22 protein-coding genes and 1 riboswitch are annotated in these 24,766 nt (G+C 65.8%); of the genes, 12 read left to right on the plus strand and 10 right to left on the minus strand.

Features of this window, described 5'->3' with window-relative positions:
- Positions 1 to 46: 46 nt before the first annotated feature.
- From ABV408_RS03515 to ABV408_RS03525, 3 genes are all read right to left on the minus strand, one after another.
- Positions 47 to 796, minus strand: a complete 750-nt coding sequence (locus tag ABV408_RS03515) for an alpha/beta hydrolase (RefSeq protein ID WP_353981090.1) — start codon at positions 794 to 796, stop codon at positions 47 to 49.
- A 134-nt stretch (positions 797 to 930) separates the two neighbouring features.
- The gene (locus ABV408_RS03520; RefSeq protein WP_353981091.1) at positions 931 to 1,659 is read right to left on the minus strand and encodes an LrgB family protein; all 729 of its coding nucleotides are present in this window, start codon (positions 1,657 to 1,659) and stop codon (positions 931 to 933) included.
- Complete coding sequence (locus ABV408_RS03525) at positions 1,652 to 2,008, minus strand: CidA/LrgA family protein (protein WP_353981092.1); 357 nt, start codon at positions 2,006 to 2,008, stop codon at positions 1,652 to 1,654. The genes ABV408_RS03520 and ABV408_RS03525 overlap by 8 nt, the downstream gene beginning before the upstream one ends.
- A gap of 436 nt (positions 2,009 to 2,444) precedes the next feature.
- On the opposite strand from ABV408_RS03525, the gene ABV408_RS03530 reads away from it, so the two are divergent.
- From ABV408_RS03530 to ABV408_RS03545, 4 genes are all read left to right on the plus strand, one after another.
- Positions 2,445 to 3,497, plus strand: a complete 1,053-nt coding sequence (locus ABV408_RS03530) for a class I fructose-bisphosphate aldolase (protein WP_353981093.1) — start codon at positions 2,445 to 2,447, stop codon at positions 3,495 to 3,497.
- 262 nt (positions 3,498 to 3,759) lie between these two features.
- Positions 3,760 to 4,812: an ABC transporter substrate-binding protein gene (locus ABV408_RS03535; protein WP_353981094.1), complete on the plus strand. Its 1,053-nt coding sequence runs from the start codon at positions 3,760 to 3,762 to the stop codon at positions 4,810 to 4,812.
- A 104-nt stretch (positions 4,813 to 4,916) separates the two neighbouring features.
- A complete protein-coding gene (locus ABV408_RS03540) occupies positions 4,917 to 5,360 on the plus strand; it encodes a tripartite tricarboxylate transporter TctB family protein (RefSeq protein ID WP_035472198.1) in 444 nt (147 codons plus the stop codon).
- A 16-nt stretch (positions 5,361 to 5,376) separates the two neighbouring features.
- Positions 5,377 to 6,885 (plus strand): tripartite tricarboxylate transporter permease, encoded by a 1,509-nt coding sequence (locus ABV408_RS03545; protein WP_207034146.1) that lies wholly within the window; start codon positions 5,377 to 5,379, stop codon positions 6,883 to 6,885.
- Positions 6,886 to 7,035: 150 nt separating this feature from the next.
- Here the strand turns inward: ABV408_RS03545 and ABV408_RS03550 are convergent, their stop codons facing one another.
- Complete coding sequence (locus ABV408_RS03550; RefSeq protein WP_353981095.1) at positions 7,036 to 7,533, minus strand: 6,7-dimethyl-8-ribityllumazine synthase; 498 nt, start codon at positions 7,531 to 7,533, stop codon at positions 7,036 to 7,038.
- A 137-nt stretch (positions 7,534 to 7,670) separates the two neighbouring features.
- Positions 7,671 to 7,838, minus strand: a riboswitch (FMN riboswitch).
- Between the two features lie 193 nt (positions 7,839 to 8,031).
- Here ABV408_RS03550 and ABV408_RS03555 point away from each other — a divergent pair.
- Positions 8,032 to 9,018, plus strand: a complete 987-nt coding sequence (locus ABV408_RS03555; RefSeq protein ID WP_353981096.1) for a sugar-binding transcriptional regulator — start codon at positions 8,032 to 8,034, stop codon at positions 9,016 to 9,018.
- A gap of 54 nt (positions 9,019 to 9,072) precedes the next feature.
- Here the strand turns inward: ABV408_RS03555 and ABV408_RS03560 are convergent, their stop codons facing one another.
- The 3 genes from ABV408_RS03560 to ABV408_RS03570 form a co-directional block, all read right to left on the minus strand.
- Positions 9,073 to 10,077 carry a sensor domain-containing diguanylate cyclase gene (locus tag ABV408_RS03560; protein ID WP_353981097.1) on the minus strand — a complete coding sequence of 335 codons (1,005 nt, stop codon included), beginning with the start codon at positions 10,075 to 10,077 and terminating at the stop codon, positions 9,073 to 9,075.
- Positions 10,074 to 11,258, minus strand: a complete 1,185-nt coding sequence (locus ABV408_RS03565) for a DUF917 family protein (RefSeq protein ID WP_353981098.1) — start codon at positions 11,256 to 11,258, stop codon at positions 10,074 to 10,076. Before ABV408_RS03565 ends, ABV408_RS03560 begins: the two co-directional genes overlap by 4 nt.
- Positions 11,259 to 11,585: 327 nt before the next feature.
- A complete protein-coding gene (locus tag ABV408_RS03570) occupies positions 11,586 to 11,963 on the minus strand; it encodes a hypothetical protein (RefSeq protein ID WP_353981099.1) in 378 nt (125 codons plus the stop codon).
- A gap of 190 nt (positions 11,964 to 12,153) precedes the next feature.
- Here ABV408_RS03570 and ABV408_RS03575 point away from each other — a divergent pair, with 190 nt between their 5' ends.
- A complete protein-coding gene (locus ABV408_RS03575) occupies positions 12,154 to 13,044 on the plus strand; it encodes a LysR family transcriptional regulator (RefSeq protein WP_353981100.1) in 891 nt (296 codons plus the stop codon).
- A 147-nt stretch (positions 13,045 to 13,191) separates the two neighbouring features.
- On the opposite strand, the gene tkt is transcribed toward ABV408_RS03575, so the two are convergent.
- From tkt to ABV408_RS03590, 3 genes are read right to left on the minus strand one after another with little or no spacing between them, the layout of a single operon-like run.
- Positions 13,192 to 15,192: a transketolase gene (gene tkt, locus ABV408_RS03580; RefSeq protein ID WP_353981101.1), complete on the minus strand. Its 2,001-nt coding sequence runs from the start codon at positions 15,190 to 15,192 to the stop codon at positions 13,192 to 13,194.
- A gap of 47 nt (positions 15,193 to 15,239) precedes the next feature.
- Positions 15,240 to 16,010 (minus strand): triose-phosphate isomerase family protein, encoded by a 771-nt coding sequence (locus ABV408_RS03585; RefSeq protein WP_353981102.1) that lies wholly within the window; start codon positions 16,008 to 16,010, stop codon positions 15,240 to 15,242.
- A gap of 9 nt (positions 16,011 to 16,019) precedes the next feature.
- Positions 16,020 to 17,747: a dihydroxyacetone kinase family protein gene (locus ABV408_RS03590; RefSeq protein WP_353981103.1), complete on the minus strand. Its 1,728-nt coding sequence runs from the start codon at positions 17,745 to 17,747 to the stop codon at positions 16,020 to 16,022.
- Between the two features lie 367 nt (positions 17,748 to 18,114).
- Between ABV408_RS03590 and rpiB the strand changes: the two genes are divergently transcribed.
- The 6 genes from rpiB (at position 18,115) to ABV408_RS03620 (ending at position 24,685) form a co-directional block, all read left to right on the plus strand.
- Positions 18,115 to 18,576: a ribose 5-phosphate isomerase B gene (gene rpiB, locus ABV408_RS03595; protein ID WP_353981104.1), complete on the plus strand. Its 462-nt coding sequence runs from the start codon at positions 18,115 to 18,117 to the stop codon at positions 18,574 to 18,576.
- Between the two features lie 457 nt (positions 18,577 to 19,033).
- On the plus strand, positions 19,034 to 20,146 hold the full coding sequence (locus ABV408_RS03600) for a zinc-binding dehydrogenase (RefSeq protein WP_353981105.1): 1,113 nt from the start codon (positions 19,034 to 19,036) through the stop codon (positions 20,144 to 20,146).
- 66 nt (positions 20,147 to 20,212) lie between these two features.
- Positions 20,213 to 20,863 (plus strand): DUF2291 domain-containing protein, encoded by a 651-nt coding sequence (locus ABV408_RS03605; protein WP_353981106.1) that lies wholly within the window; start codon positions 20,213 to 20,215, stop codon positions 20,861 to 20,863.
- The gene (locus ABV408_RS03610) at positions 20,860 to 22,434 is read left to right on the plus strand and encodes a sugar ABC transporter ATP-binding protein (RefSeq protein WP_353981107.1); all 1,575 of its coding nucleotides are present in this window, start codon (positions 20,860 to 20,862) and stop codon (positions 22,432 to 22,434) included. The genes ABV408_RS03605 and ABV408_RS03610 overlap by 4 nt, the downstream gene beginning before the upstream one ends.
- Before the next feature lie 85 nt (positions 22,435 to 22,519).
- A complete protein-coding gene (locus tag ABV408_RS03615; RefSeq protein WP_353981108.1) occupies positions 22,520 to 23,641 on the plus strand; it encodes an ABC transporter permease in 1,122 nt (373 codons plus the stop codon).
- Positions 23,642 to 23,728: 87 nt separating this feature from the next.
- On the plus strand, positions 23,729 to 24,685 hold the full coding sequence (locus ABV408_RS03620; protein WP_353981109.1) for a D-ribose ABC transporter substrate-binding protein: 957 nt from the start codon (positions 23,729 to 23,731) through the stop codon (positions 24,683 to 24,685).
- Positions 24,686 to 24,766 lie beyond the last annotated feature (81 nt).

Raw genomic sequence — 24,766 nt, forward strand, 5'->3', positions numbered from 1 at the left:
AGCGCATTCACTGCGCCGCCGCAGGGGCCGAACCCTGCTCCCGACCTCAGCGGCAACCGGCAGCGATGGCATCGAGGCGCGCGGCCAGGGCGGCGGGCATCTCCATCGGCAGCAGATGGCCATAGCCGGGGAAGATTTCGAGTTCGGCGGCGCTCAGGTGCGGCATCACCGACTCGCGCTGCACCGCCGGCGGCAGCGAGGGGTCGCGATCACCCACCAGCACCCAGGCGGGCAGGTCGAGCACCCCGACGCGCTCGCGCCAGTCCTCGGCGTAGGTGTGCTCAGGCCAGGCGCGCCACGCCGCCGGGGTGGCGTTGATCGCATCCTCCACCGCGCGTTGGTAGGTTGCCGGATCGAGCGCCACCGCGCTGGCGCCGTCGATGAACGCCCGCGCCTGGGCCTCGCTGAAGTCGAAATCGAGCTGGAAGCGGTGCTCCTCGGCACTGATCGTCTGCGGGCCGGGCGGCGACGGCGCGATCAGCACCAGTGCGCGCAGCCAGGCCGGGCGCTCGGCGGCGACGGTCATCGCGATGCGCCCGGAGAAGGAGTGGCCGACCAGCACCACCTCGTCGAGCCCTGCGGCCTCCACCTCGGTGATTACGTGGCGGGTCATGGCGGCGACGTCATAGCCGGGGCGGTCGCGGGCGTCGCCGAAGCCCGGCATGTCCAGGGTGGCGACGCGCGCCGCCGGGTCGAGGTGGCCGATCACCTCGCGCCACTCGCGGTGGGAACTGCCGAAGAAGTGCATCAGCACGAGGGTCGGGCGCCCCTGCCCGCTATCGCTCGAGAGTGTCATCGTCTGGCCTCCATGCCATGAGTGTCACCCCAGCGTAGTCTCTCACCTCGGCGTAGTCTCTCACCCCAGTGCCGTCCGTCATCTCGGCGGCGTCTGTCATCTCCAACTAGCCGCTGTGTCAGCGCCGGCGTCGATCACGCCCACAGATGCCATACCAGCGGCAGCACGATGGCGGTAAAGGCGCCGGTCAGGCTCATGCCCAGCGAAGCGAAGGCGCCGGCCTGGTGGCTGATCTCGAACGCGCGCACGGTGCCCAGGGCGTGGCCGTTGATGCCCAGGGCGAGGCCGATCAGGCGCGGGTCGCGGATGCGCATCCAGCGGCTCAGCCACTCGACGCCGAAGATCGCGGTGATCCCGGTGGTCATCAGCGCGCCCATCAGCAGCGCCGTGGAGCCGCCCAGCTCCTGGGTCAGGCTCAGCGCGATCGGTGAGGTCACCGACTTCGGCGCCAGTGAGGCCAGCACTTCGGGTGGGGCGCCGAGCAGCCAGGCAATCAGTACCGCGTAGCAGGCGGCCAAGGTGGCCGAGAGCGGCAGCGTCAGCACGATCGGCTTCCACAGCGCGCGGATCTGCCCCAGTTGCTGGTAGAGCGGCACCGCCAGTGCCACCGTGGCCGGCCCGAGCAGCAGCATCAGCCAGGCGGCACCGCGGTTGTAATCATCGATGCCGATCGGCAGCAGCGCGATCACTGCGGCGATCAGCAGCGCGGCGATGATCACCGGCGGGCACCAGCTGGGGTGGCGCATCAGCTTGAACAGATGCACGCCGAGGAAGTAGGCGGCCAGGGTCAGCCCGATGGCCCCAATCGGGGTGGCGAACCACGCCTGCGGCACGGCCGCCAGGGTCGCGCCCAGCTCACTCATGCGGTGTCTCCGGCGGCAGGCAGCGGCGCATCAGCCATAGGCTGGAGGCGACGCTGGCCAGGGTGCCCAGCAGCAGCGCGGTGAGAATGGCCCCGGCCTGATCGGCGAAGCGCCCGGCGACGAAGAAGATCTCGACCACCCCGGGCATGATCAGCAGCGCGAGCATGGCGATCAGCGGCTGGCTGACGGCGACCACATCGGCGTTCATGCCGCCGCGCTGGCAGAACCACAGCGTCAGCAGCAGCATGCCGATCACCCCCGCGGGCAGGGCGATGGGTAGCCACAGCATGATGGCCTGGCCCAGCAGCAGGAAAGCGAGCAGCCACAGAAAGCCCCGCAGCACGGACATGTCAGGTCTCCGAGAAGGCGGAAAAGTCGCTAGCGTAGCAGATCGCGTCGTGATCCCACTTTCCCATGACGATTTTCAGCCCGCGTTGCCAAGCCACTCGTGACACGCTGTGGGGCCGTGGCCGCTGAGCCCCATATCGCGTCAGCGAATGGCGACAGCCGCGGCAACTCGCGCGCAAGGTTTGCACGACTCGCGCGCAGCGCGTGAACTGAGCGGCATTGTCGCTTATTCTGGGGCCCGTTCGACCGCGCTCGAAGTGTCGTGACGGAGAGAGGCCGGCCGTCGAGCGCGCGGTGGACGCACCCGGCGGGGCGAGGGGCCTGGCGGCCCGGCGTCGCCATCAGCGTCTTGCGAGCCGTTGCCCCGGGGCAGCGGCAGGGAAGCCGTACCCGTCGAGACTCCCCGACGTACCATCTGAGGACAGAGGAAACGCATCATGACCGATATTGCCAAGCTGCTGGGCGACGAGGCCGACAGCCTGCTGAGCTACACCTGTAGCGGGTTCAAGAAAGAGGACCTGTACCTGCCCGGCCCGGACTTCGTCGACCGCGTCTTCGCCGACAGCGACCGCAGCCCGCACGTGATGCGCAACCTGCAGACGCTGTTCAACCACGGCCGTCTCGGCGGCACCGGCTACGTCAGCATCCTCCCGGTCGACCAGGGTATCGAGCACTCCGCCGGCGCCTCCTTCGCGCCCAACCCGGCCTACTTCGATCCCAAGAACATCCTCGAGCTGGCGCTGCAGGGCGGCTGCAACTGCGCCTGTTCGACCCTGGGCGTGCTCTCCTCGGTGGCACGGCGCTACGCGCACAAGATCCCGCTGATGCTCAAGCTCAACCATAACGAGAGCCTGACCCTGCCGGCGATGTACGACCAGACCCTGTTCGCCCAGGTCGAGCAGGCCCACGACATGGGCTGCATCGCGGTCGGCGCGACCGTCTACTTCGGCTCGCCGGACTGCCGCCGCCAGATCCAGGAGATCAGCGAAGCCTTCGAGCGCGCCCACGAGCTGGGCATGGTCACCGTGCTGTGGTCCTACCTGCGCAACCCGGAATTCAAGAAGGATGGGGTCGACTACCACGTCGCCTCCGACCTCACCAGCCAGGCGGTGCACCTGGCGGCGACCATCAAGGCCGACATCGTCAAGCAGAAGCTGCCCGAGAACAACGGCGGCTACAAGGCGATCGGCTTCGGCCATACCCATGAGAAAGTCTACAGCGAGCTGACCAGCGATCACCCGATCGACCTGGCGCGCTTCCAGGTCGCCAACGCCTTCATGGGCCGTGCCGGACTGATCAATTCCGGCGGCGGCTCCAAGGGCCAGTCCGACCTGGGCGAAGCGGTGCGCACCGCGGTCATCAACAAGCGGGCCGGCGGCATGGGCCTGATCTCCGGACGCAAGGCGTTCCAGAAGCCGCTCAAGGAGGGCATCGAGCTGCTCAACGCCATCCAGGACGTCTATTTGTCCAAGGACGTCAGCATCGCCTGACCTGGCCGGCGCCGTATCGGCGCTGTACCAGGCAAGAGCCCGGCCTGTCAGGCCGGGCTTTTTGCGTTCTGAAAGCGCTCTCTCGGGTCTCTCCATCGACTTTGGTCTGCCGACCTAAGTTCAATTGTATGACAAAGGCGCTCTCTTTTACCTTGGCTGTCGCGTTGAATGATAACGCTATCATTTTCATATCCCGCCGCTGGCGAGACGCCCAGCCTGGTGCTTCGCCGCGAGAGCCGGCCGGGGAAAGGGGAGACGCAGCATGACACCGATCTGGAGCAAAGCCTGCCTGGCGCTGCTGGCCAGCGCCGCCATCGGTCTGACGACCTCGGCCAACGCCGCCGACGACTGCCCGCTACCGGGCAATCTGCGTGTGGTGATCGGCTCGACCTCGACCGGGGGAGACACCTATCAGAACTCGAGCATCGTGGTCGACCAGTTGGCCAAGAAGCTCGACATCAACGCCAAGGTCGATGCCGTCGGCGTGATGCCGGCCTTTCAGGCGCTCGAGCGCAGTCGCCACGGCAATACCATCATGATCTTCCACGATGGCGCCTATCTGGGGAATCTCTACGGGGTCAACGGCTACCCCGACATCTTCGACAAGTTCATCGTCGGGCCGACCATCGCCATCAACCCGGGCAATGCCTACCTGGTGCCCAAGGATTCGCCCTACCAGAGCCTCGACGACATCATGGCCGCGGCCGGTAACGGCAAGCAGATTCGGGTCGCGATCCAGCCCGGCGGCGTCTCCGAAATCGGCTTCTCGGCGCTCAAGAATGCGGTTCGCCTGAAGTATCCGGGCAAGGAGGGCAACATCGTTGCGGTCAATACCGGCTCCCAGGCGGACAAGAACCAGCTGCTGTTCGACGGCGCCGCCGACGTGATCAACGGCTCGGTGCAGGCCAACGAGCAGTACACTCAGCTGCCGGCGGACGACCAGAAGGCGATGCGCTTCGTCTGGATCACTGCCCGCCACGACACCGTCGCCCAGACCGAAGCCGCAGGCATGGGCGATACCTCCCGCGAGCAGCTACTCCAGTACGTGACGCCCAACGTCAAGGTGCCGATGGGCGATGGCCAGGACTTCACCTTCGATAAGGAGTTCTTCTTCCTCTACAACAAGGACATGGACCCGGCCGCGGTCAAGTGCATCGATACCGCGCTGGCCGACATCTATGACCAGGGCGAGATCCAGAAGCAGCAGAAGCGCTCGTTCTTCATTCCCGATTTCAAGCCGTCCGCGCAGGCGGCGACCTATCTCGAGAAGAAGAGCGAGGAGTATCGGACCATTATCGATGACCTGAAGGGTTAGGCTCGCTCTGCGGCGCCGGCCGTGCTCGGCCGGCGCCTTGGATCTCTTTGTCGATCTCACGCTAGATGCCACCGGCGCACGCCCCGGCCCAGGAGCCACTTCCCATGGACAGCCACTGGCTATCGCTGTTCGATGTCACCATCGACTTCAGCCAATCCCATCTGTTTTTTCCGCGTATCGTGACCACGCTGCTGGGCATCCTGCTGGTGATGATCCTGGTGACCCGCTATCGCCGCATCGTGCCTGCACTGCGGCACGCCGGGCGCGTGGTAGGCGGGCGCGAGGGCAACTTCGACCGCAAGCGCTTCTTCGGCACCCTGGTGCTGGTGACGCTCTACTTCTATCTCATGGGGGTACTGAGCGACGTCTTCCCCAACACCGGCTACAGCTTTCTGATCATGTCGGTGCTGTTCGTGTTCTCGCTCTCGCTGCTCTATGCCGAGCGCCTCTCCCGCCGGATCCTGCTGATCATCACGCTCAATGCGCTGATCGCCCCGGCCATCGCCTGGTACGTGCTGGCGCAGCTGTTCCGCATCACGCTGCCCTGACCCGGAGGTCCGACCCATGGACATTCTGTCCCACCTCACCCCGATGTTCTTCACGCTGATCGCGGCCGGCACGCTGATCGGCATCATCTTCGGCGCCATTCCCGGCATGACCGCGACCATGGCGGTGGCGGTGTGTCTACCGCTGACCTACGCCTTCGGTCTGGTCAACGGCATCGCGCTGCTGCTCGGGCTCTATGTCGGCGGTATTTCGGGGGGCATGGTGCCCGCGGTACTGCTCAATATTCCCGGTACGCCGTCGTCGATCACCACCACCTTCGACGGCTACCCCATGGCCCAGCGCGGCGAGGGCGAGCGGGCGCTCAAGACCGGGATCGTGGCGTCGATCTTCGGCGGGCTGTTCAGCGCCGCGGTACTGTTCTTCTTTGCCCCGGTGCTGGCGGATTTCGCGATCAAGTTCTCCTACGTGGAGAAGTTCCTGATCATCCTGTTGGCACTGACGGTGATCGCCTCGCTCTGCTCGAACATGCTGATGGGTATCTTCAGCGGGGTGCTCGGTGTCTGGCTGAGCCTGATCGGCACCTATTCGATCACCGAGGGCGGCAACGGTGAGCCGCGGCTGATGTTCGACTTCATGCAGTACTACCTGATCGACGGTTTCTCGCTGCTGCCGGTGCTGATCGGTATCTTCGGGCTGAGTACCATCCTGCTCGACGCCGAGAACGGCTTCGCCGACGCCCCCGGCCAGGGCCGGATCAAGCTCAAGGGCGGCGCACGCTTCTCGTTCTCGATCTTCAAGGGGCAACTGGTCAATCTGATCCGCTCTTCCGGGATCGGTACCTTCGTCGGCATGCTCCCCGGGGTCGGCGGCAGCGCCGCTTCGGTGCTCGCTTACAGCCAGGAGAAGAACTTCTCCCGCGATTCGTCGCAGATGGGCAAGGGCGCGCCCCAGGGCATCGTCGCTTCGGAGTCGTCCAACAATGCGCTCACCGGCGGGGCACTGGTGCCGCTTCTGTCGCTGGGGATTCCGGGCGACTCGACCACCGCGATCCTGATCGGTGCCTTCACCCTGCAGGGCATTCAGGTCGGCCCGCTGTTCATCGGCAACAACATGGACACCTGGTATCTGATGATCATCGCCCTGGTGGCGGCCAACGTGCTGATGTTCGGCATCATGTACTTCGCCATTCGCCATATCGCCAAGGTGATCGAGGTGCCCAAGTACATCCTCTACCCGCTGATCGTGATGATGTGCGTGGTCGGTGCCTATGCCATCAACTACGGGATCATGTTCGACGTCTGGACGCTGCTGATCTTCGGCGTGTTCGGCTATGTGGCGCAGAAGATCGGGCTGGAGGTGGTGCCGTTGATCATCGGCTTCATTCTCGGCAAGTCGGCGGAGGTCTACTTCGTCAAGAGCATCGAGTCCTACGGCAACTTGACGATCTTCTTCACCAAGAGCCCGATCGCCGCCTTCCTGTGGGTGCTGATCGCGGTCTCGGTGGCCTTTGCGATCTATCTGCGCGTGCGCAACCGGCGCGGCGGGGCGAACAGTCTGGTCGAGTGAGCGGGTCGGCTACCCCGCCATACGACGATAAAGACCACGAGCGACAAAGCCACGAACGAAAAAGCCCACGCCGATGGCGTGGGCTTTTTGTGGCTTGCCCGGGGCAAGGCGCCGGAGCCTGGGGCGCCGGCGGATGTCGCCGGCCAAGGCTCAGTCGACGCAGAGCTTGCGCACCTGATGGAGGTTTTCCAGTGTCGCCAAGCACGCCTCGGCGGCTTCCGTGCCCTTGGTCAGGAAGTGCTCGCGGAAGAAGCTCGTATGCGCTTCGTGCTCGTGGAAGTGGTGCGGGGTCAGCACTGCGGAGATCACCGGAACCTCCTGCTCCATCTGCAGCGCCATCAGGGCGTCGATGACCGCGGTGGAGACGAAATCGTGACGATAGATGCCGCCGTCGACGACGAAGCCCGAGGCGACGATCGCCGCGTAGCGACCGCTCTTGGCCAGCAGTTTGGCCTGCAGCGGGATCTCGAACACGCCGGGGACGCTGAAGGTCTCCAACTGGGCGGTGTAGAAACCGCGCTCACTGAGGCGCTCGACGAAGGCGGAGTGGCAGTTGCCGACGATATCGCCATGCCAGTCGGCACGGATGAAGGCGATGCGCTGGGCGCGGGTATGCGCGGAGAGCTGCGGGGAGGTGGACTGATTCATGGTCGTTTCCTGTGATGGTCGAGGTAACCAGAATCAGGGCTGCGGCGCGCTTGGCGTACGCGAAAGACGGCAGGCACCACGGCACTCGGCCAGTTGGCCGGGGGCGGTCGGTGGACCGAATCGACATGGACAAGTGACACCGTTCTCTTTCATCCGGACTATGACCGTCGGCTTCGGAATCGCACCGAATCTGCTGACCCGGGCAGCCAGTGTGGCGCGCTGCCCGGCGCTCGCGGGCTTGGGCCGCGCGCAAGCGCGCTGCCATCACCGCCGGTGGGGACTTCCACCCCGCCCTGAGAACCGATGTCGGCAGACACAGCCGCCGACATTCGCCCATAGTCTACGCCCTTCACCCGGGGCACGGAAGGCCGGCGCCGGGGTCTGCTGTGGTATCGTGTGGTGGCGTCCACTGTGCGTGTGCAAGGCCCTTGGCGGTGCGCGACGCGACGCTGGCCGCCCGACCCCTTTCCCTATTTCTGCCACCCGGACCGAGACCGCATGAGCGAGCGCAACGACACCGCCGAGATCGCGCTGATGACCGAGATCGCTACCCTCTATTACATCGAGGGGGAGACCCAGGAAGCGATCGCCAACCGCCTGGGCATCTCGCGGGTCAAGGCCGGGCGCTTGCTCAAGCGCGCCCAGGCCGAGGGGATCGTCGACGTACGCGTGCGCCAGCACCCGGCGGTGAGCGCGGAGATCGAGCAGGCGCTGATCCGCCGCTTCGGCATCAAGCGCGCGCTGGTCGCTCTCGACCATGCCGACCCCGAGGTGCAGCGCGGCAATGTCGCCAGTCTGGTCGCCGACCATCTCTCGCGCAGCCTGAGCGAGGGTGCCATCGTCGCCGTGGGCATGGGGCGCAACGTCGGCGCGGTGGCGGACAACGCCTTCGAGCAGGGCCAGCGCAACTGCTCCTTCGTCTGCGCCATCGGTGGTTCGGTGCGGGCCGGCGAGTACATGAACCCGGACCATATCTGCCGGCGCCTGGCGATGAAGTTCGGCGGCGACAGCGAAACACTCTACGCCCCGGCGCTGGTGCAGAACCTCGAGCTGCGCGATGCCATGTACGACAACCCCACCATCCGCCAGACCCTCGACCGCGCGCGGCGTGCCGATTTCGCCCTGATCGGTATCGGTGACTTGAGCGAGAACAGCAACATGGTGCGCATGGGCTGGTTCTCGCCCCAGGAGACCGCCGAGGCGCGCCTCTCGGGTACCGTCGGCGACATGATGGGTTACGACTTCATCGACATCTATGGGCGTCCATCGATGACGCCGATGCAGGGCCGCGTGATCGGCCTGACCATCACCGATCTGTCACGCATACCCGATGTCATCGCCATCGCTGCCGAGAACACCAAGGCCGCCGGTATCCTCGGCGCGCTGCGCACCGGGGTGATCGACACCCTGGCCACCAGCGTCACCAACGCCCACACCATCCTGCGCCTGGACGAGGCGACACGGGTCGATGATGGCGAAGGCTGAGCCTTACCGCAGCCGCCCGCGCTTACGCACTACCCGGCGTCAGCTCGCGACCCGTTAAGACGCTGAGGATGAGGCGCCGTGACCTTGGGTTCGGTTGCGTCCTCCGCGCTTGGCGCGATACAGGGCGTGATCGGTGAGCGCAACCAGGTCCCGAAAGTCGCGGCAGTCGGCGGTGAGCTCGGCGACACCGATACTCAGGGTGACCGCTGCCTCGTCAATGCCATCATGGGTCGTGACGCGCATCTCGGCGACGCACTGACGTAGCCGCTCGGCGAACGCCAGCCCCGCCGCGAGCGGGGTCTCTGGCAGCACGATGGCGAACTCTTCCCCCCCGATCCGGCCCACCGTGTCGATGGCCTCGCGAGCCTCGTTCACGCAGCACTCGGCGACGGCGCGGATGACCAGATCGCCGGTGACATGGCCCCAGGTATCGTTGATGCGCTTGAAGAAGTCGATATCGACGATCAGCAGCGTCAGCGGATGCGCGAAGCGCCGCGAGCGCTGATACTCGCGCTCGCCGACTTCCAGTAGATGGCGGCGGTTGTAGATGCCGGTCAGCGGGTCGCGGGTGGCCAAGGTATGGAGCTCGGCGTTGAGGCGTTCGAGCTGGGCGTTCTGTTCTGACAGGCGGGTGTTGAGCGCCAGCAGCTCCTCCTCCTGGCGCTTCTTGTCGGCGAGACTGAAGCTGACCCCGATGAAGCGACTACCAAAGACCGCATCGTCGATGATCTTGCCGTAATTGGCGTACCACACCCACTGGCCGGACTGTGCGCGGATGCGGAATTCGCTGTAGTAGCGCTCGGTGAGGCCGTCGATGTGATCGGTGATGGCCTTTTCCACCATCATCACGTCGTCGGGATGCATGAGTGTGAAGATATCGCTGATCTCGCTGGCCTGCTCGTCCTCGCTATAGCCGAGGTCGGCGAAGATCTTGGTCAGTCCGAAGACCACTTCCCCCGTGGAGAGGTTGTTCTCCCACAGATCGAGCCCGCTGGCCTCGAGCGTCAATTGCAGGCGCTTCTTGTAGAGATCCTGTTCGTCCACAGGAAGATCGCTCATTCTGGGCCGTTGATTGACCCGCCAGCGTAACCGATGCGTCGCAGCAGGCCGGCGAAAGAGTCGCAAACGCCGGCGGCGTCGCGGAAGGCCTTGGCGGCGCGGATACCGATGACGCTGATCGGCACGCCGGTACTCTTCCCGGTTTGCCGATCATGGTAAGGCGCCAGATCGTCGAAGGCATTGGAAAAGCCGCGGCCGGTGTGTTCCGAGTAGTAGCAGATGGAGTCCGGAGCGATGATCACGGGGGCACCATCTTGGGCAGCGTACATGATCAGGTTTTCATTCATGTTGTAGATATAGTGCGTGATGCGGCTGTTGCGTGGATCGGGGGTGTCGTCCACGCGAATGATGCCGACATCGAGAGAGGCGCCGTTCGTCGACTGCGTGACCTCGGTGATATAGCCGTTGGTGATGGCGCACGTGACGTCTCGACCGGTGAGCGATTCGAGCTTGGCGACGACCTCTGCGGTGGTGCGCGGACCGTCGGCGCTATCCATATAGTCACCCAGCCGTCTGACCTGCTCCAGTGTGCCGGGCAGATAGTGGTTCGCCAGCGCGAAGTCATTGGCCGATGTGGAAGGCCACAGCATGATGCCGGCGTAGCTGCCGAACGCGGCGACGACACTGCCTGCCAGGGACTCGACATCGGCGGCCGTGGTGGCTTGCAGACGCACCGAGCGTGCGGCCGCGGCATCCTGGGCACTATCGGCCAGGATGCAAGGGCTGGCGGAGAGGTTCGCTGCCCCGCTGTAGAGCGTTTGCGGTAGTTCCGGCACGGCGCGTCCGCTGCCATCGCCGTTGACGACCCACTTGACCGGGTTGTCGCCGAGGGCAGCGATCAGCGGCACGAGCGAGTTGATTGGCCCGATTTCGACGGGAATCACGCACACCGGTGGCGTGCCGCAGAGTGCCTGGAAGGCATCGACGGTGTTGTTCATCGAGCGCTGGATCGCCGCGAGGGAGAGGTCTTCGGCGGCGTCTGGTGAGCCCATCATGGCCAGCACGCAGGCCTCTGTGGCGCCGTCGTAGTCCTTGACCTCCACACTGCCGCACCAGCCACTTTCCTGGAGTTGGTCCAGTACCCGCATGGCGTCGTGGTAACTGCCGCCACCCCCGCTGGCCATCAGCGCGGCGCCGGTGACAATGTGACGAAAATCGTCGAGCCCGTATTGAAAGGTCATGCGATCTTTCTCGCTAGGGTGGCATCTGGCAGGGGGCCAAGGTTGCCACGTTGAGTGTTGTTATTGGTATGGGTGCCGATGCCTAGGGGCATATCGGCGGAGGCGACAGCGGTTTTAGGATGATCTAAAGCGAGGCGGGAAATCAAGACGAGCGGACGGCCGCCCGCCGGAAGAGGCCCACCCCCAGGCGGGGTGGGCCAGAAGGGTCAGGCGTTGGCGAGCGCTACGCTTTATCTGACAAATGCCTGCGCTCGCCCATACGGCGTTAGCAATCGACTCACTGAACAACCTTGTATGGTCATCGCTCGCCGGTTTTTCAGACAGAGCTTAATCCGCGCAGCAAGCGAGGGCGGTGGTGCGCTGGCCTCGGCGCTGAGATCCCTCGCCTGGCGAGGCGGCGCGCAAACGCTCCAGTTCGCTGAGCGCATCGCACTTCAGCGGTAGCCGCGCTGCCCACAAGATCTGCTCGCGACGATAACCGATATCGGCCAGCAGGATATCGTCGCAGGCCGCGATGGGCAGCACGTGGCGCAGGAACAGTCGGCGCCGGCGATAGTGCCACCACTGCACCTCCAAGGCGTGGATCCACCCCAGCGGCGGCATCGCCGGCATATAGATCTTGGGCGGCACCGGTTTGATCGGCGGGGCCAGGCGGTTGGCGGCGTCCATGGCCTGACGTGCACTTCTCGAGTCGTGTGGTTGCATCGCGCTACTCCTCCCGGCGAGCACCCGCGGGTGCTCGTCTTGGTCTCTTTCCGACGGGCTTGTGGCGCCGTTGGCGGCGGCATGTGATGAGAGGGTCGCGACCTCGAAGTGCAGTATGGCGGGCAGGGTTTGATCAGAAAATCGAAAAGAACTACATTGTGATTTCATTTTTTCTGAAAGGTGCGCGGCGATGAAAGCGGTCACTGCTCCGGCGCTACCGGACAAGCTCCCCCTGCTCGACAGTGAAGTGATACGCAGCTTCGTGACCATCGCCGAGAGCGGCAGCTTCACCCGCGCCTCTAGACAGCTGTTCCGCACGCCTTCCGCCCTCAGCATGCAGATCAAACGCCTGGAGGAGACGCTAGGGCAGACGCTATTCGTGCGCGAGGCGCGGCATGTAAGATTGACCGCGGAGGGCGAGCTGCTGCTCGGCTACGGGCGGCGTCTGCTGAAGCTCAACGCCGAGGCGGTGACCCAGTTTCTGTCGCCCGGTCTCGAGGGTCGGGTGTGCCTCGGCGTCACCGATGATGTGCTCGAAAGAACCCTCTCCCAGGTGCTGCCGCGCTTTGCGCGCGAGTTCCCCTCCGTGCAGGTGGAGGTGTCGGTGGCGCGCAGTGTCGAGCTGCTGGGGCGTCTCGATGCGGGCGAGCTCGATGTCGTGCTGGTCGTGGCCGGCAATCCCGGCACCGAGACGCGGGGCGAGATCGTTCACCGTGAAGCGTTGGTATGGGCTGGGCGCGAAGGGGGACTCGCCGTGCAGCGCTCGCCGTTGCCGCTGGCGTTGGCGCAGCAGGGTTGCCCGTGGCGGGCGATGGCGCTGAGTGCGCTCGACCGCGCCTGCATCGACTATCGCGTGGCCTACTCCTGCGATCTATGCGCCGGACAGCAGGCCGCCGCGGTCGCGGACCTGGCGGTGTTGCCGTTTCCGCGCAGTCTGGTGCGCCCGCCGCTGCAGCGAATCGGCGAGCGCGACCTGCCCCCGCTAGGCGAGTATCAAGTGGCGCTGGTGCGGCGCGCCAACGGTGGCGACGTTGACGAGGTGCTGGCGCAGCAGGTGGTGGCGGCCTTCGATGAGGGTTGATCATCCCTGCCGGTGATGACGAACTCTGCCTTTACGCCGCTTTCATCTCGGCCTTACACACACGCAAACGCCCGGCCTTGGCCGGGCGTTTGCGCTGGCGTTTCCCGCTCTGAGCGAGGTGACGCCCCGCACGGGAGAGCCAGAGAGTCAGGCGTTGGCCAGCAGCTTCTCGGCGCGGGCGACGACGTTGTCGACCGTGAAGCCGAAGTGCTTGAACAGATCCCCGCCCTTGCCCGATTCGCCGTAGGTGGTCATGCCCATGACGTCGCCGTCGAGGCCCACATACTTGTACCAGGTGGAGGTAATGGCGGCCTCGATCGCCAGACGCTTGCGCACGTCGCCCGGCAGCACCGACTCGCGGTAGGCGGCGTCCTGGGCGTCGAACTCGGTGGTGCAGGGCATGGACACCACGCGCACGCGCTTACCCTTGCCCTCGAGTTCGGTGGCGGCATCCATCGCCAGGCCGACTTCGGAGCCGGTAGCGATCAGGATCAGCTCCGGCTGGCCGCCTTCGGCCTCCTTGAGCACGTAGCCGCCGCGGCGAATCTGCTTGAGCTGCGCGTCGTCACGCGACTGCGCCGGCAGGTCCTGACGCGAGAAGATCAGCGCAGTGGGGCCTTTTTCGCGCTTGAGCCCCTCGACCCAGGCCGCTGCTGTCTCGGTGGCGTCGCACGGGCGCCAGGTGGCCAGGCCCGGCAGGTTGCGCAGGTCGGCGAGCTGCTCGATCGGCTGGTGCGTGGGGCCGTCTTCACCCACCCCGATGGAGTCGTGGGTGAAGACGTGGATGACACGCGTGTGCGACAGCGCCGACATGCGCACGGCGTTGTGCATGTATTCCATGAACACCAGGAAGGTGGCGTCGTAGGGGATGAAGCCGCCGTGGGTGGCGATGCCGTTGGCGATCGCGCCCATGCCGAACTCGCGTACGCCGTAGTGCAGGTAGCCGCCGTCGAAGTCGTCCTTGCTGATCGCCTTGGCACCTTTCCACAGCGTCAGGTTGGACGGGGCGAGGTCGGCACTGCCGCCGAACAGCTCCGGCAGGTCCGGGCCGAGCTCGTTGAGCACGCCGAGCGAGGCCTTGCGCGAGGCGAGCTTCTCGGATTTCTCCTGGGCCCGCTTGACCAGCGCATCGCCGTCGAAGCCTTCGGGCAGCGCGCCGCTGTAGCGCCGCTTGAGTTCCTTGGCGAGCGCCGGATGGGCCTGCTCGTAGGCCGCCAGCTTGGCGTCGTAGTCGGCCTCCAGCTTGGCGCCGCGTTCACGCGCATCCCACGCCTGGTAGTACTCGTCCGGGATCTCGAACGCCGGCGAGGTCCAGCCCAGCTCCTTGCGTGCCAGTGCGACCTCGTCCTCGCCCAGCGCCGCGCCGTGGCTCTCCTCCTTGCCCGCCTTGTTGGGCGAGCCGAAGCCGATCACGGTCTTGCAGATGATCAGGGTCGGCTTGTCGCTGACCGACTTGGCCTCTTCGATGGCGCGGTTGATCTGCTCGGCGTCGTGGCCGTCGACGTCACGCACCACGTGCCAGTCGTAGGCCTCGAAGCGCTGGGCGGTGTCGTCGGTGAACCAGCCTTTGACTTCGCCGTCGATGGAGATGCCGTTGTCATCGTAGAACACAGTGAGGTTGCCCAGGCCCAGCGTGCCGGCCAGCGAGCAAGCCTCGTGGCTGATGCCCTCCATCAGACAGCCATCGCCGGCGAACACCCAGACCCGGTGATCGACGATCTCGTGACCGTCGCGGTTGAACTGTGCCGCCAGGGTGCGTTCGGCGATCGCCATGCCGATACCGTTGGCCAGACCCTGGCCCAGCGGCCCGGTGGTGGTCTCGATACCGGGGGTGAGGCCGTGCTCCGGGTGGCCCGGTGTCTTCGAGCCGAGCTGGCGGAAGTTCTTGAGCTCCTCCAGCGGCAGGTCGTAGCCGGTCAGGTGGAGCAGAGAATAGTGGAGCATGGAGCCGTGGCCGTTGGAGAGGATGAAGCGGTCACGGTCGGCCCAGTCGGGATTGGCGGGGTTGTGCTTCAGGTGGTCGTTCCACAGCACTTCGGCGATGTCGGCCATGCCCATCGGCATGCCGGGGTGGCCGGAATTGGCCTGCTGCACGGCGTCCATGGAGAGCGCGCGGATGGCGTTGGCTAGCTGACGGCGAGATGGCATTGGCTATCGAATCCCCTAGATCGTAAATGGATGGTGGCGCGATGAATTCAGCGGGCCGCCACCAGCGAGCAGGCTTCGCCGACGACGGCCTCGAAGGCGGCCGGATCGTGGGCGAAGCGCCCCAGAAAGAGGCCATCGACCCGCCCGGCGAGCCGCGTCAGCAAGTCCGGGCCGGCACTGCCGCCATAGATCACGCTGGCCGCCGGATGGGTCGCGAGCTGCTCGCGCAGACCCTGGCACACCGCTGCAATATGCGAAAGCGGCGCCGGTTCGGCGGCACCGATTGCCCAGTGTGGCTCGTAGGCGATCACCAGCGGCTGATGGTGCTGAGCCGGTGTGGCCAGGTCGAGCGCGCGCGCGATCTGCTCGCGGCAGGCCTCGACGGCAGCCTGCGGCGTACCGCGTTCGGCCTCACCGACGCACAGTACCGGCGTCAGCGCGTGGTCGAGCGCCACCTGCATCTTGGCAGCGATGCTCGCGGCATCCTCACCGAACAGGCGCTGGCGCTCGGCGTGGCCGATCTCGACATGGCGACAGCCCATCTCGGCCAGCATGGCCCCGCTCACTTCGCCAGTATAAGCACCGTTTGGCGCTGGATACAGGTTTTGCCCGCCGACGCCGACCGGGGTGTCGGCGAAGATCTCCAGCACCGGGGCGATGGCCGGGAAGCTGGGTAGCACGAACAGCGCTACCCGACCGTCGGCGACGGCCGGGTAGCGCGGCAGGCAGTCCGCGACTTGTCGGCACCAGGCGAGGGTCTGGGCGTAGCCGAAGTACATCTTGAAGCTGATGCCCAGGGTGATCGTCGGTGCGCTCATGCTGTGTTCTCAGTCGGCGGTGGCGATGACCCGCTGTACTGCATCGAGGATCATCGCCAGGGAAATGGCGCCCGGGTCTGGCGTACCCACGCTCTTTTCCGCCAGCGGCCGGGCACGGCCGAGCCGGGGCTTCAGCGCCTGGGTCTCCTCGGCGGCGGTGTGGGCGGCCTGGGTCGCGGTGCCCCAGGCGCTGGCCAGGTCGTCACCGGCGGCGAGGCGCTGGCTCAAGGCGTCGCTGAACGGCACCAGCGCATCGACCAGCGTCTTGTCACCGAGCTGGGCCTTGCCGAATTCCATCACGTCCTGCTTGGCCTTGGCCACCCCGCGAGCGTAGTGCTCGGCCTGCGGCGCGGCGTCGTCACCCAGGGTCAGGCCCAGGGCATTGAGCATGACGCCCCAGATCGCGCCGGAGGTGCCGCCGGCGCGGTCCGACCACGCCTCGGCGGCCAGCCGCAGCAGAGTGCCGGCCCCGGCACCGCGGGCCAGCGCCTGTTCCGCCGCCTCGGCGGCGGCCACCGCGCCGCGCTGCATGCCGATGCCATGGTCGCCGTCGCCGGCGATGGCGTCCAGCTTGCCCAGCTTGTCGACGTTGGCATCGATCACGTCGCGGGTGGCGCGCAGCGCCTGTGCGACGCAGCGCGCCGCGTCCCTTGAGGCCTTGCTGGCGGCGGGAATCTCATCGGCATCGGGAATGTCGAGCGCTGCGGTGTCGATCGGCGGCGCCGGGTTGAGGCTGCCCTTGCGATAGGCCGGGGTATCGGCGGGGGCGCGCCACAGCCGTTCGAGCTCGTCGTCGAGCCAGAACAGGGTCAGCGAGGCGCCCGCCATGTCGAGACTGGTGACCAGCTCGCCGACCTCGGGCTCGACGATCTCGACGCCCGCTTCCCCCAGCAGGGCATGGACCCGGCGGTAGACCACGAACAGCTCTTCGTACTTGATCGAACCGAGCCCGTTGAGTAGTACCGCAGCGCGGGCGCCGCGCACCGATTCGACACCGTCGGGTACCTCCTCGAGCAGGTGCGAGACCAGCAGCTCCGCCAGGGCGTCCGCGCTGGGCACATCCTGCTCGCTGATGCCCGGTTCGCCGTGGATGCCCAGGCCCACCGCCATCTTGCCCGCAGGCACGTGGAACAGCGCGTCGTCGGCGCCGGGCAGCGTACAGCCATCGAACGCCACGCCCATGGAGCGGGTGCGCAGATTGGCGCTGCGCGAGATGCGCACCACCTCTTCCAAGGAATAGCCGGCCTCGGCCGCGGCGGCGGCCACCTTGAACACGGTCAGGTCGCCGGCGATGCCGCGGCGCTTGTGCAACTCCTCGCGATCGGCGCTGGAGATGTCATCGATCACCGCGACGATCTCGCAGGGGATGCCCTCACGGATCAGCCGCTCGCGGGCCTGACCGAAGTGCAGCACGTCGCCGGCGTAGTTGCCGAAGCTCAGCAGCACGCCACCGCCGTTGTTGGCCGCTTTGCACACGTTGTAGACCTGCTGCGCCGAGGGCGAGGCGAACAGATTGCCCATCACCGCACCGTGGGCCAGGCCCTGGCCCACCAAGCCGGCGAACGCCGGGTAGTGCCCGGAACCGCCGCCGATGACCACGGCGACGGTGCCCGGCTCGCTGCGGGTGCTGCGGATGACCCCGCCGGGTACCTGACAGACCCGCTGCGCATGCGCGGCGACGAAGCCCGCGGTGGCTTCGTCGACGAAGTTCACTGGATCGTTGTAGAGGCGTGTCATGACCGACGCTCCCGGGTTGGATAAGTGGATAACGCTGCGGCTGGCCGGGCCGGCATGACCGCGGGATCAAGGGTGATATTTTGTTCTTTGTCTGCGCATATGGTTCTGCGCGCGATATCAGCCTCATCATAGCGGTGGCAGGGGCAGCGGATATGCGACTTTGGTGGTGATTTGACGCCATGTGGCGCGAATCCACAGAGCGTCTCGTAGCGACTGGCGAGCTGATTTCACTCGCCTGCCCGGGATCGTAGGTGCGTTTTTGGCGGATAGATTCGATCATATGAAGTCTATTTGTTCATATGAGCATGGTCGGTCTATGATGTCGCCGTCGACAACCGACGTCAGAGACGGCAATCGGAGGTGAACGATGGCAGAGCAGTGGCGAGTGGCGGTGGGCTGTGACGAAGCCGCCTATGAGATGAAGCAGGCGATGATCGATCACGTGCGTGGGCTCGGCCACGAGGTCAAGGATTTCGGCACCCACGACGGCAAGCCGATCCTCTACCCGGATGTCGCCTTCGAGATCGCCCAGGCAATCGCCGAGGGACGTTTCGATCGCGGCGTGCTGATGTGTGGCACCGGCATCGGCGTGGCGATCTCGGCCAACAAGGTGGCGGGCATTCGCGCAGCCCAGGCCCACGACACCTACTCGGCCGAGCGTGCGCGCAAGAGCAACGACGCCCAGATCGTGACGATGGGGGCGCGGGTGATCGGGGTCGAGCTGGCCAAGGTGATCGCCACGACCTTTCTCTCCAGCGAGTACGAGCCGGGCGGGCGCTCGCAGCCCAAGATCGACCGCATCGATGCCTACGAGCGCGAGCGGCGCTGAGGCACTGATCAGCGCCACCTTGCCTCTGTATCCGCGATGATCCAGCGCCCGCGACTCTTCCTGAGTCGCGGGCGCTCTCGTTGTGGGGCTCTCGTTGTGTGGGGGTGGGTGGGTGCGATGTACTCTGGTTGCGTGTCTGGAGTATGCGGTCCGGGCGCTTTCGCTTTCTGGTGCGGTGAGCATTTGAGAGTCGATATGAACATATGATCGTATGATGTCGCTCTGTTCAGGCAAAAAGCGCGGTTCAGAGTGGCGAAAGACCCTGAGATGCAGGTTGCAACTTTAGTCTCGTTCGGTTCGGTCTTCCTATTTTAAATTTATAAAAAACAGTATCTTATGTGGTATTTGCCTAAAGTCTTAGGCTTTATGGTGGCCTTCCGCGTTGATGTGGTTTCGTCGATTGCGCTAAAAACATATGACCGAATATTGATCATGTGTTTAAGCCCCGGAGGCGATCATGTCCGAATCCACCACCACCTCCCCGCAGCAGACGGCCGCCAGCGAGATTCCCAAGACCATGAAAGCCGTGGTGGCCTACGCCCCCGGTGACTACCGCTATGAAGAGGTGCCGGTACCCGAGATCGATGACAAGGAGATTCTGGTCAAGGTCGAGGGGTGCGGCATCTGCGCCGGTGACATCAAGTCCTACGACGGGGCGCCGAGCTTCTGGGGCGACGAGACCCAGCCCGCCTATATCAAGGCGCCGATGATCCCGGGCCACGAGTTCATCGGCCGGGTGGTCAAGGTGGGTGCCCAGGTCGAGGGCTACCAGCCCGGCGACCGGGTGATCTCGGAGCAGATCGTGCCGTGCTGGAACTGCCGCTTCTGCAACCGCGGCCAGTACTGGATGTGCGAGAAGCACGACCTCTACGGCTTCCAGAACAATGTCAACGGCGGCATGGCCGAGTACATGAAGTTCACCAAGGAGGCGATCAACTACCACGTGCCCGAGGAGCTGCCGCTGGAGAAGGCGATCCTCATCGAGCCCTACGCCTGCTCGCTGCATGCGGTGCAGCGCGCCCGGATCGAGCTGGGCGACGTGGTGGTGCTCTCGGGTGCCGGCACCCTGGGGCTGGGCATGGTCGGGGCGGCCAAGAAGGCCGGTGCCGAGAAGTTGATCGTGCTCGATCTGTTCGACGAGCGTCTGGAGCTGGCCAAGCGGTTCGGTGCCGATCTCACCCTCAACCCCAAGCGCGACGACGTGGTCTCGATCATCAAGGAGATGACCGGCGGCTACGGCTGCGACGTCTACATCGAGGCGACCGGGCATCCCAAGTCGGTGGAGCAGGGGCTATCGATGATCCGCAAGCTGGGGCGCTTCGTCGAGTTCAGCGTGTTCAAGGACCCGGTCAGCGTCGACTGGAGCATCATCTCCGACCGCAAGGAGCTCGATGTGCTCGGCTCCCACCTGGGCCCTTACTGCTATCCGCTGGTGATCGAGGGCATCCGTAACGGTGACTTCCCCACCGAAGGCGTGGTCACTCACAAGCTGCCTCTGGAGAAGTACGAAGAGGGCTTCGAGCTGATGAAGAGCGGGGCCAAGTCGCTGAAGATCGTGCTGATCCCTTGAACCTGAGCCGCCGCCCACCGGTTCGGCGGGCGGCGGTGCAAAGCGCCTGACAGGAGGGCTCTGGTCATGAGTGCAACCGTTGCAGCCCGGCCGCGCAGGTCTGGCAAGACACGCCGGCGGGTGATCCTGGGGGCCGTGGTGGTGGCGGTCATCGCCGCCATGGCGTGGGATACCACGGTGGTGGAGATCGGCCACGAGGCGGAGCTGGCCGGCGGCTTCTCCGCCGCCACCTACGGTAGCGAGCATTTCCCGGCAATCCAGAAGAGCGTGGAGCAGCGCGCGGTGCCGGCCGCCGAGCTTGCCACCGCGGTGCTCGCGGATGCCAGCGCCGCGGGGCAGAAGTACGGCGTCGGCGACAGCTTCGGCCCGGTGGTGCCGGTGACCTTCACCGGCGTGGTGGGCGAGGCGCGCTCGGGCATCTATACGGTGGCGGTCGAGGGTGTGCCGGCGGCGATCACCATTCGCGTGCAGACCGGCCCGGCGATCAACGGCACCGACCTGCGCGACGCCACCGGCGAGATCAGCTTCGGCGAGTTCACCAACCAGATCGAGTACCAGAACGCCGGTGCCTCGATCAACGATGCCATGAAGGCCGCCGTGCTGGCGGATATCGACACCGCCGACCTGAGTGGCAAGACGGTGACGGTGACCGGCGTGTTCAAGCTGATCAACCCCAAGAACTGGCTGGTGACGCCGGTGAGGATGGACGTCGAATGAGTCACCTGGACAGCACCGCGCCGGCCCCCGCGGCTGCCACCGGCGACGCCCGGCGCGACGACGAAGTGGTGCTCTCGGCCCGCAACGTGGCCAAGTCCTTCGGCAGCGTGCAGGCGCTGAAGACGGTCAATTTCGATGTCTTCCGCGGCCAGGTGACCACCCTGTTCGGCGAGAACGGGGCGGGCAAGTCGACCCTGATGAAGGTGCTCTCCGGGGTGATCCAGCCGACCTCCGGCGAGATCGTGCTCGACGGCGAGCCGGTGCGCTTCGCCTCGACCACCGATGCCACCCGGCTGGGTATCTCGATCATCCACCAGGAGCTTAGCCTGGCGCCCAATCTGAGCGTGCGCGACAACATCTTCATGGGCCGCGAGATCAAGGGCCCGACGGGGATCGACTTCGCCGAGGAGGCGCGTCAGACGCGGGCGCTGATGGAGGCGCTGGACGAGCCGATCGATCCGCTGACGCCAGTGGAGGATCTGCGTCTCGGCCAGCAGCAGATCGTCGAGATCGCCCGCGCGCTGTCGGTCAATTCACGCATCCTGATCATGGATGAGCCGACCTCGGCGCTCTCGGCCTCCGAGGTCGAGGTGCTGTTCCGGGTCATTCGCGATCTCAAGAGTCGCGGCGTGTCGATCGTCTATATCTCCCACCATCTGGAAGAGGCGCTGACCATCACCGATCACGCCGTGGTGCTGCGCGACGGGGTGATGACCGCCTACGCCAAGCGGGCCGACATCGACCTGGAGTGGATCGTGCGCAACATGGTGGGCGACAACTTCGACCTCGGCTCGCCGCCCACCGGGCACACCATCGGCGAGGTGGCGCTGGCGATAGAGGAGGTCAGTGTGGCCGACGTCAACGTGCCCGAGCGCTCGGTGGTCGACCGCTTGTCGCTGATGGTGCGCGCCGGCGAGATCGTCTGCATCTACGGGCTGATGGGCGCGGGGCGCACCGAGCTTCTGGAGTGCATCGCCGGGCGCGTGCCGCTGAGCGACGGGCGAGTGCTGCTGGAGGGCGTCGATGTCTCCCGCCTGAGTATCGCCGAGCGCATCGACAACGGCCTGGTGCTGGTCCCCGAGGATCGCCAGCGCGACGGCCTGGTGCAGACCATGTCGGTGGGCGAGAACCTGTCGCTGGCGAGCATCAAGGCGTTCACCAAGGGGCTTCTGACCTCCGGTAGCCGCGAGCGTGGGGTCATCGACGAGTCGATTGCCAGCGTGCACATCAAGACCGATGGCCCGCGCGCCGACATCGGTTCGCTCTCCGGCGGCAACCAGCAGAAGGTGGTGATCGGCAAGATGCTGGCGACCCATCCCAGGGTGGTGCTGCTCGACGAGCCCAGCCGCGGCATCGATATCGGGGCCAAGGCCGAGGTGTTCAAGCTGCTGGCCGAGGGCGCGGCCCGGCAGGGGCTGGCGGTGATCTTCTCCACTTCCGAAGTCGGCGAGTGCCTGAGTATCGCCCACCGCATCGTGGTGATGAGCCGGGGACGCATCGCCGCCGAGTTCGGCGCCGATGTTTCCAAGGAGCAGATCATGGCCGCCTCCGGGGAGTCGGTGGTCGCCTGAACGAATGACCGCTCGAGGGCCGCCCGGGCACGTCACGCGCCGGGTCGCGCCGACAGACGTTGTGGATTTCATGAGGGAGTCGTTTATGTCCAATCACAGTCACACAGCGCGGCGTCAGGGCGGAGGCTTCGATCTGGGGCGCATGCTGCTCGAAGGGCGCGCCTTCTTCGCCCTGATCGCGATCATCGTGATCTTCTCGCTGCTGTCGCCGGTCTACTTCTCGACCGGCAATTTCCTGACCATGTCGTCCCACGTGGCGATCTTCGGGCTGCTCTCCATCGGCATGCTGTTGGTGATCCTGACCGGCGGTATCGACCTCTCGGTGGGGTCGACCCTGGGCCTGTGCGGGGTGGTCGCGGGCTTTCTGATGCAGGGTGTGACGCTGGATGCGTTCGGCGTCACGCTGTATCCGCCGGTGTGGGTGGTGGTGATTCTGACCTGCGCGGTGGGGGCCTTCATCGGCGCCATCAACGGCGTGCTGATCGCCTACTTCAAGGTGCCGGCGTTCGTCGCCACCCTGGGCCTGCTCTACGTCGCCCGCGGGGTCGCCCTGCTGATGACCGACGGCCTGACCTACAACAACCTCGGCGGTGATCCGGCACTCGGCAACACCGGCTTCGACTGGCTCGGTTTCAATCGCCTGTTCGGGGTGCCGGTGGGGGTCTGGGTGCTGGCGATCGTGGCGGTGGTCACCCTGCTGGCGCTGGCGCGCACGCCGTTCGGACGCTGGGTCTACTCCACCGGCGGCAATGCCCGCGCCGCGGAGCTCTCCGGTGTGCCGGTCAAGCGCGTCCAGGTCTCGGTCTATGTGCTCTCGGGCATCTGCGCGGCAATCGCCGGGCTGGTGCTGTCATCGCAGCTCACCTCCGCTGGCCCCACCGCGGGCACCACCTACGAGCTGACCGCGATCGCCGGGGTGGTGATCGGCGGTGCGGCGCTCACCGGTGGCCGCGGCGGCGTGCGCGGCACGCTGCTGGGGGCCTTCGTCATCGGCTTTCTGTCCGACGGCCTGGTCATCATCGGGGTCTCCTCCTACTGGCAGACCGTGTTCACCGGCGCGGTGATCGTGCTGGCGGTGCTGCTCAACAGCATTCAGTACGGCGGACGGCGCAAGACGTCCGCGACGCCCTCTTCTCCCGCTGCGTCTTCGGGGCAGGCCCCGGGCGACGGGAAAAGCCCAGCCGCCAAGCCGGCAACCCAGCATTGAGGTGGTGCCAAGCCGCACCCCTCGACGCCACTGACTCAGACAACGACTCGTACAACGCCAGACAACCGCAAAAGAAGGGTGACCATCATGCTCAAGACAGGAAAACGCCTGCTGATCGCAGCCCTCGCCCTGAGTGCGCCGCTGCTCGCCGGTAGCGCACTGGCGCAGGACAAAGGGCTGATCTCGATCATCGTCAACGATCCCTCCAACCCCTACTGGCTGACCGAGGGCAAGATCGCTCAGCAGACCGCCGAGGAGCTCGGTTACTCGGCCAACGTCAGCGCCCACAAGGGCGATACCAACACCGAGAGCCGCCAGATCGATACCGCGATCACCAACAAGGCCAAGGCGATCATTCTCGACCCGGCCAATGCCGACGGCTCGGTGGGCGCGGTGCGCAAGGCGGTCGACGCCGGCATCCCGGTATTTCTGGTCAACGCCGAGATCAACCAGCAGGGTCTGGCCAAGGCGCAGCTGGTCTCCAACAACGCCCAGGGGGCGGCAGTTGGCGCCCAGCAGTGGGTCCAGGCGGTGGGCGATTCGGCCAAGTACGTCGAGCTCAAGGGTGCCCCCTCGGACAACAACGCCGCGACTCGCTCCAACGGCTACCGCACCGTGCTGAGCCAGTATCCGGACCTGCAAAAGGTGGGTGAAGACGTCGCCAACTGGGATCGCACCCAGGGCTACAACAAGATGCAGAGCCTGCTGCAGGCGCATCCCGACATTCAGGGGGTGATCAGCGGCAACGACGAGATGGCCCTCGGCGCGATCGCCGCGCTCAAGGAGGCGGGCAAGCTGAAGGACGTCGTGGTCGGTGGTTTCGACGGCTCCCCCGATGCGGTGGATGCGATCAAGTCCGGCGAGCTGGCCTATACCGTGCTGCAGCCGGTGGCGATCTTCTCCCGGGCCGCGGTGCAGATGGCCGACAAGTACATCCAGACCGGCAGCACCGGCTTGAAAGGGGAAAAGCACCTGTTCGACTGCATCCTGATCACCCCGGACAACGTCGACAAGTACGTCTCGCCCTTCGTGCTCGAGCAGTAACTATCAAGCAGTAACTATCCGGCGGCCTGGCCGCCAGTCGTGGCCGCTTCTCGCCGCGGGTATCCCCCGCGGCGAGTTCGT

The organism is Salinicola endophyticus (assembly GCF_040536835.1).
Lineage (GTDB): Bacteria > Pseudomonadota > Gammaproteobacteria > Pseudomonadales > Halomonadaceae > Salinicola > Salinicola endophyticus_A.

Excerpts from the sequence above, each read along its gene's own strand:
- ABV408_RS03515 (WP_353981090.1), bottom strand. The coding sequence starts at position 796 with ATGACACTCTCGAGCGATAGCGGGCAGGGGCGCCCGACCCTCGTGCTG.
- ABV408_RS03520 (WP_353981091.1), bottom strand. The coding sequence starts at position 1,659 with ATGAGTGAGCTGGGCGCGACCCTGGCGGCCGTGCCGCAGGCGTGGTTC.
- ABV408_RS03525 (WP_353981092.1), bottom strand. The coding sequence starts at position 2,008 with ATGTCCGTGCTGCGGGGCTTTCTGTGGCTGCTCGCTTTCCTGCTGCTG.
- ABV408_RS03530 (WP_353981093.1), top strand. The coding sequence starts at position 2,445 with ATGACCGATATTGCCAAGCTGCTGGGCGACGAGGCCGACAGCCTGCTG.
- ABV408_RS03535 (WP_353981094.1), top strand. The coding sequence starts at position 3,760 with ATGACACCGATCTGGAGCAAAGCCTGCCTGGCGCTGCTGGCCAGCGCC.
- ABV408_RS03540 (WP_035472198.1), top strand. The coding sequence starts at position 4,917 with ATGGACAGCCACTGGCTATCGCTGTTCGATGTCACCATCGACTTCAGC.
- ABV408_RS03545 (WP_207034146.1), top strand. The coding sequence starts at position 5,377 with ATGGACATTCTGTCCCACCTCACCCCGATGTTCTTCACGCTGATCGCG.
- ABV408_RS03550 (WP_353981095.1), bottom strand. The coding sequence starts at position 7,533 with ATGAATCAGTCCACCTCCCCGCAGCTCTCCGCGCATACCCGCGCCCAG.
- ABV408_RS03555 (WP_353981096.1), top strand. The coding sequence starts at position 8,032 with ATGAGCGAGCGCAACGACACCGCCGAGATCGCGCTGATGACCGAGATC.
- ABV408_RS03560 (WP_353981097.1), bottom strand. The coding sequence starts at position 10,077 with ATGAGCGATCTTCCTGTGGACGAACAGGATCTCTACAAGAAGCGCCTG.
- ABV408_RS03565 (WP_353981098.1), bottom strand. The coding sequence starts at position 11,258 with ATGACCTTTCAATACGGGCTCGACGATTTTCGTCACATTGTCACCGGC.
- ABV408_RS03570 (WP_353981099.1), bottom strand. The coding sequence starts at position 11,963 with ATGCAACCACACGACTCGAGAAGTGCACGTCAGGCCATGGACGCCGCC.
- ABV408_RS03575 (WP_353981100.1), top strand. The coding sequence starts at position 12,154 with ATGAAAGCGGTCACTGCTCCGGCGCTACCGGACAAGCTCCCCCTGCTC.
- tkt (WP_353981101.1), bottom strand. The coding sequence starts at position 15,192 with ATGCCATCTCGCCGTCAGCTAGCCAACGCCATCCGCGCGCTCTCCATG.
- ABV408_RS03585 (WP_353981102.1), bottom strand. The coding sequence starts at position 16,010 with ATGAGCGCACCGACGATCACCCTGGGCATCAGCTTCAAGATGTACTTC.
- ABV408_RS03590 (WP_353981103.1), bottom strand. The coding sequence starts at position 17,747 with ATGACACGCCTCTACAACGATCCAGTGAACTTCGTCGACGAAGCCACC.
- rpiB (WP_353981104.1), top strand. The coding sequence starts at position 18,115 with ATGGCAGAGCAGTGGCGAGTGGCGGTGGGCTGTGACGAAGCCGCCTAT.
- ABV408_RS03600 (WP_353981105.1), top strand. The coding sequence starts at position 19,034 with ATGTCCGAATCCACCACCACCTCCCCGCAGCAGACGGCCGCCAGCGAG.
- ABV408_RS03605 (WP_353981106.1), top strand. The coding sequence starts at position 20,213 with ATGAGTGCAACCGTTGCAGCCCGGCCGCGCAGGTCTGGCAAGACACGC.
- ABV408_RS03610 (WP_353981107.1), top strand. The coding sequence starts at position 20,860 with ATGAGTCACCTGGACAGCACCGCGCCGGCCCCCGCGGCTGCCACCGGC.
- ABV408_RS03615 (WP_353981108.1), top strand. The coding sequence starts at position 22,520 with ATGTCCAATCACAGTCACACAGCGCGGCGTCAGGGCGGAGGCTTCGAT.
- ABV408_RS03620 (WP_353981109.1), top strand. The coding sequence starts at position 23,729 with ATGCTCAAGACAGGAAAACGCCTGCTGATCGCAGCCCTCGCCCTGAGT.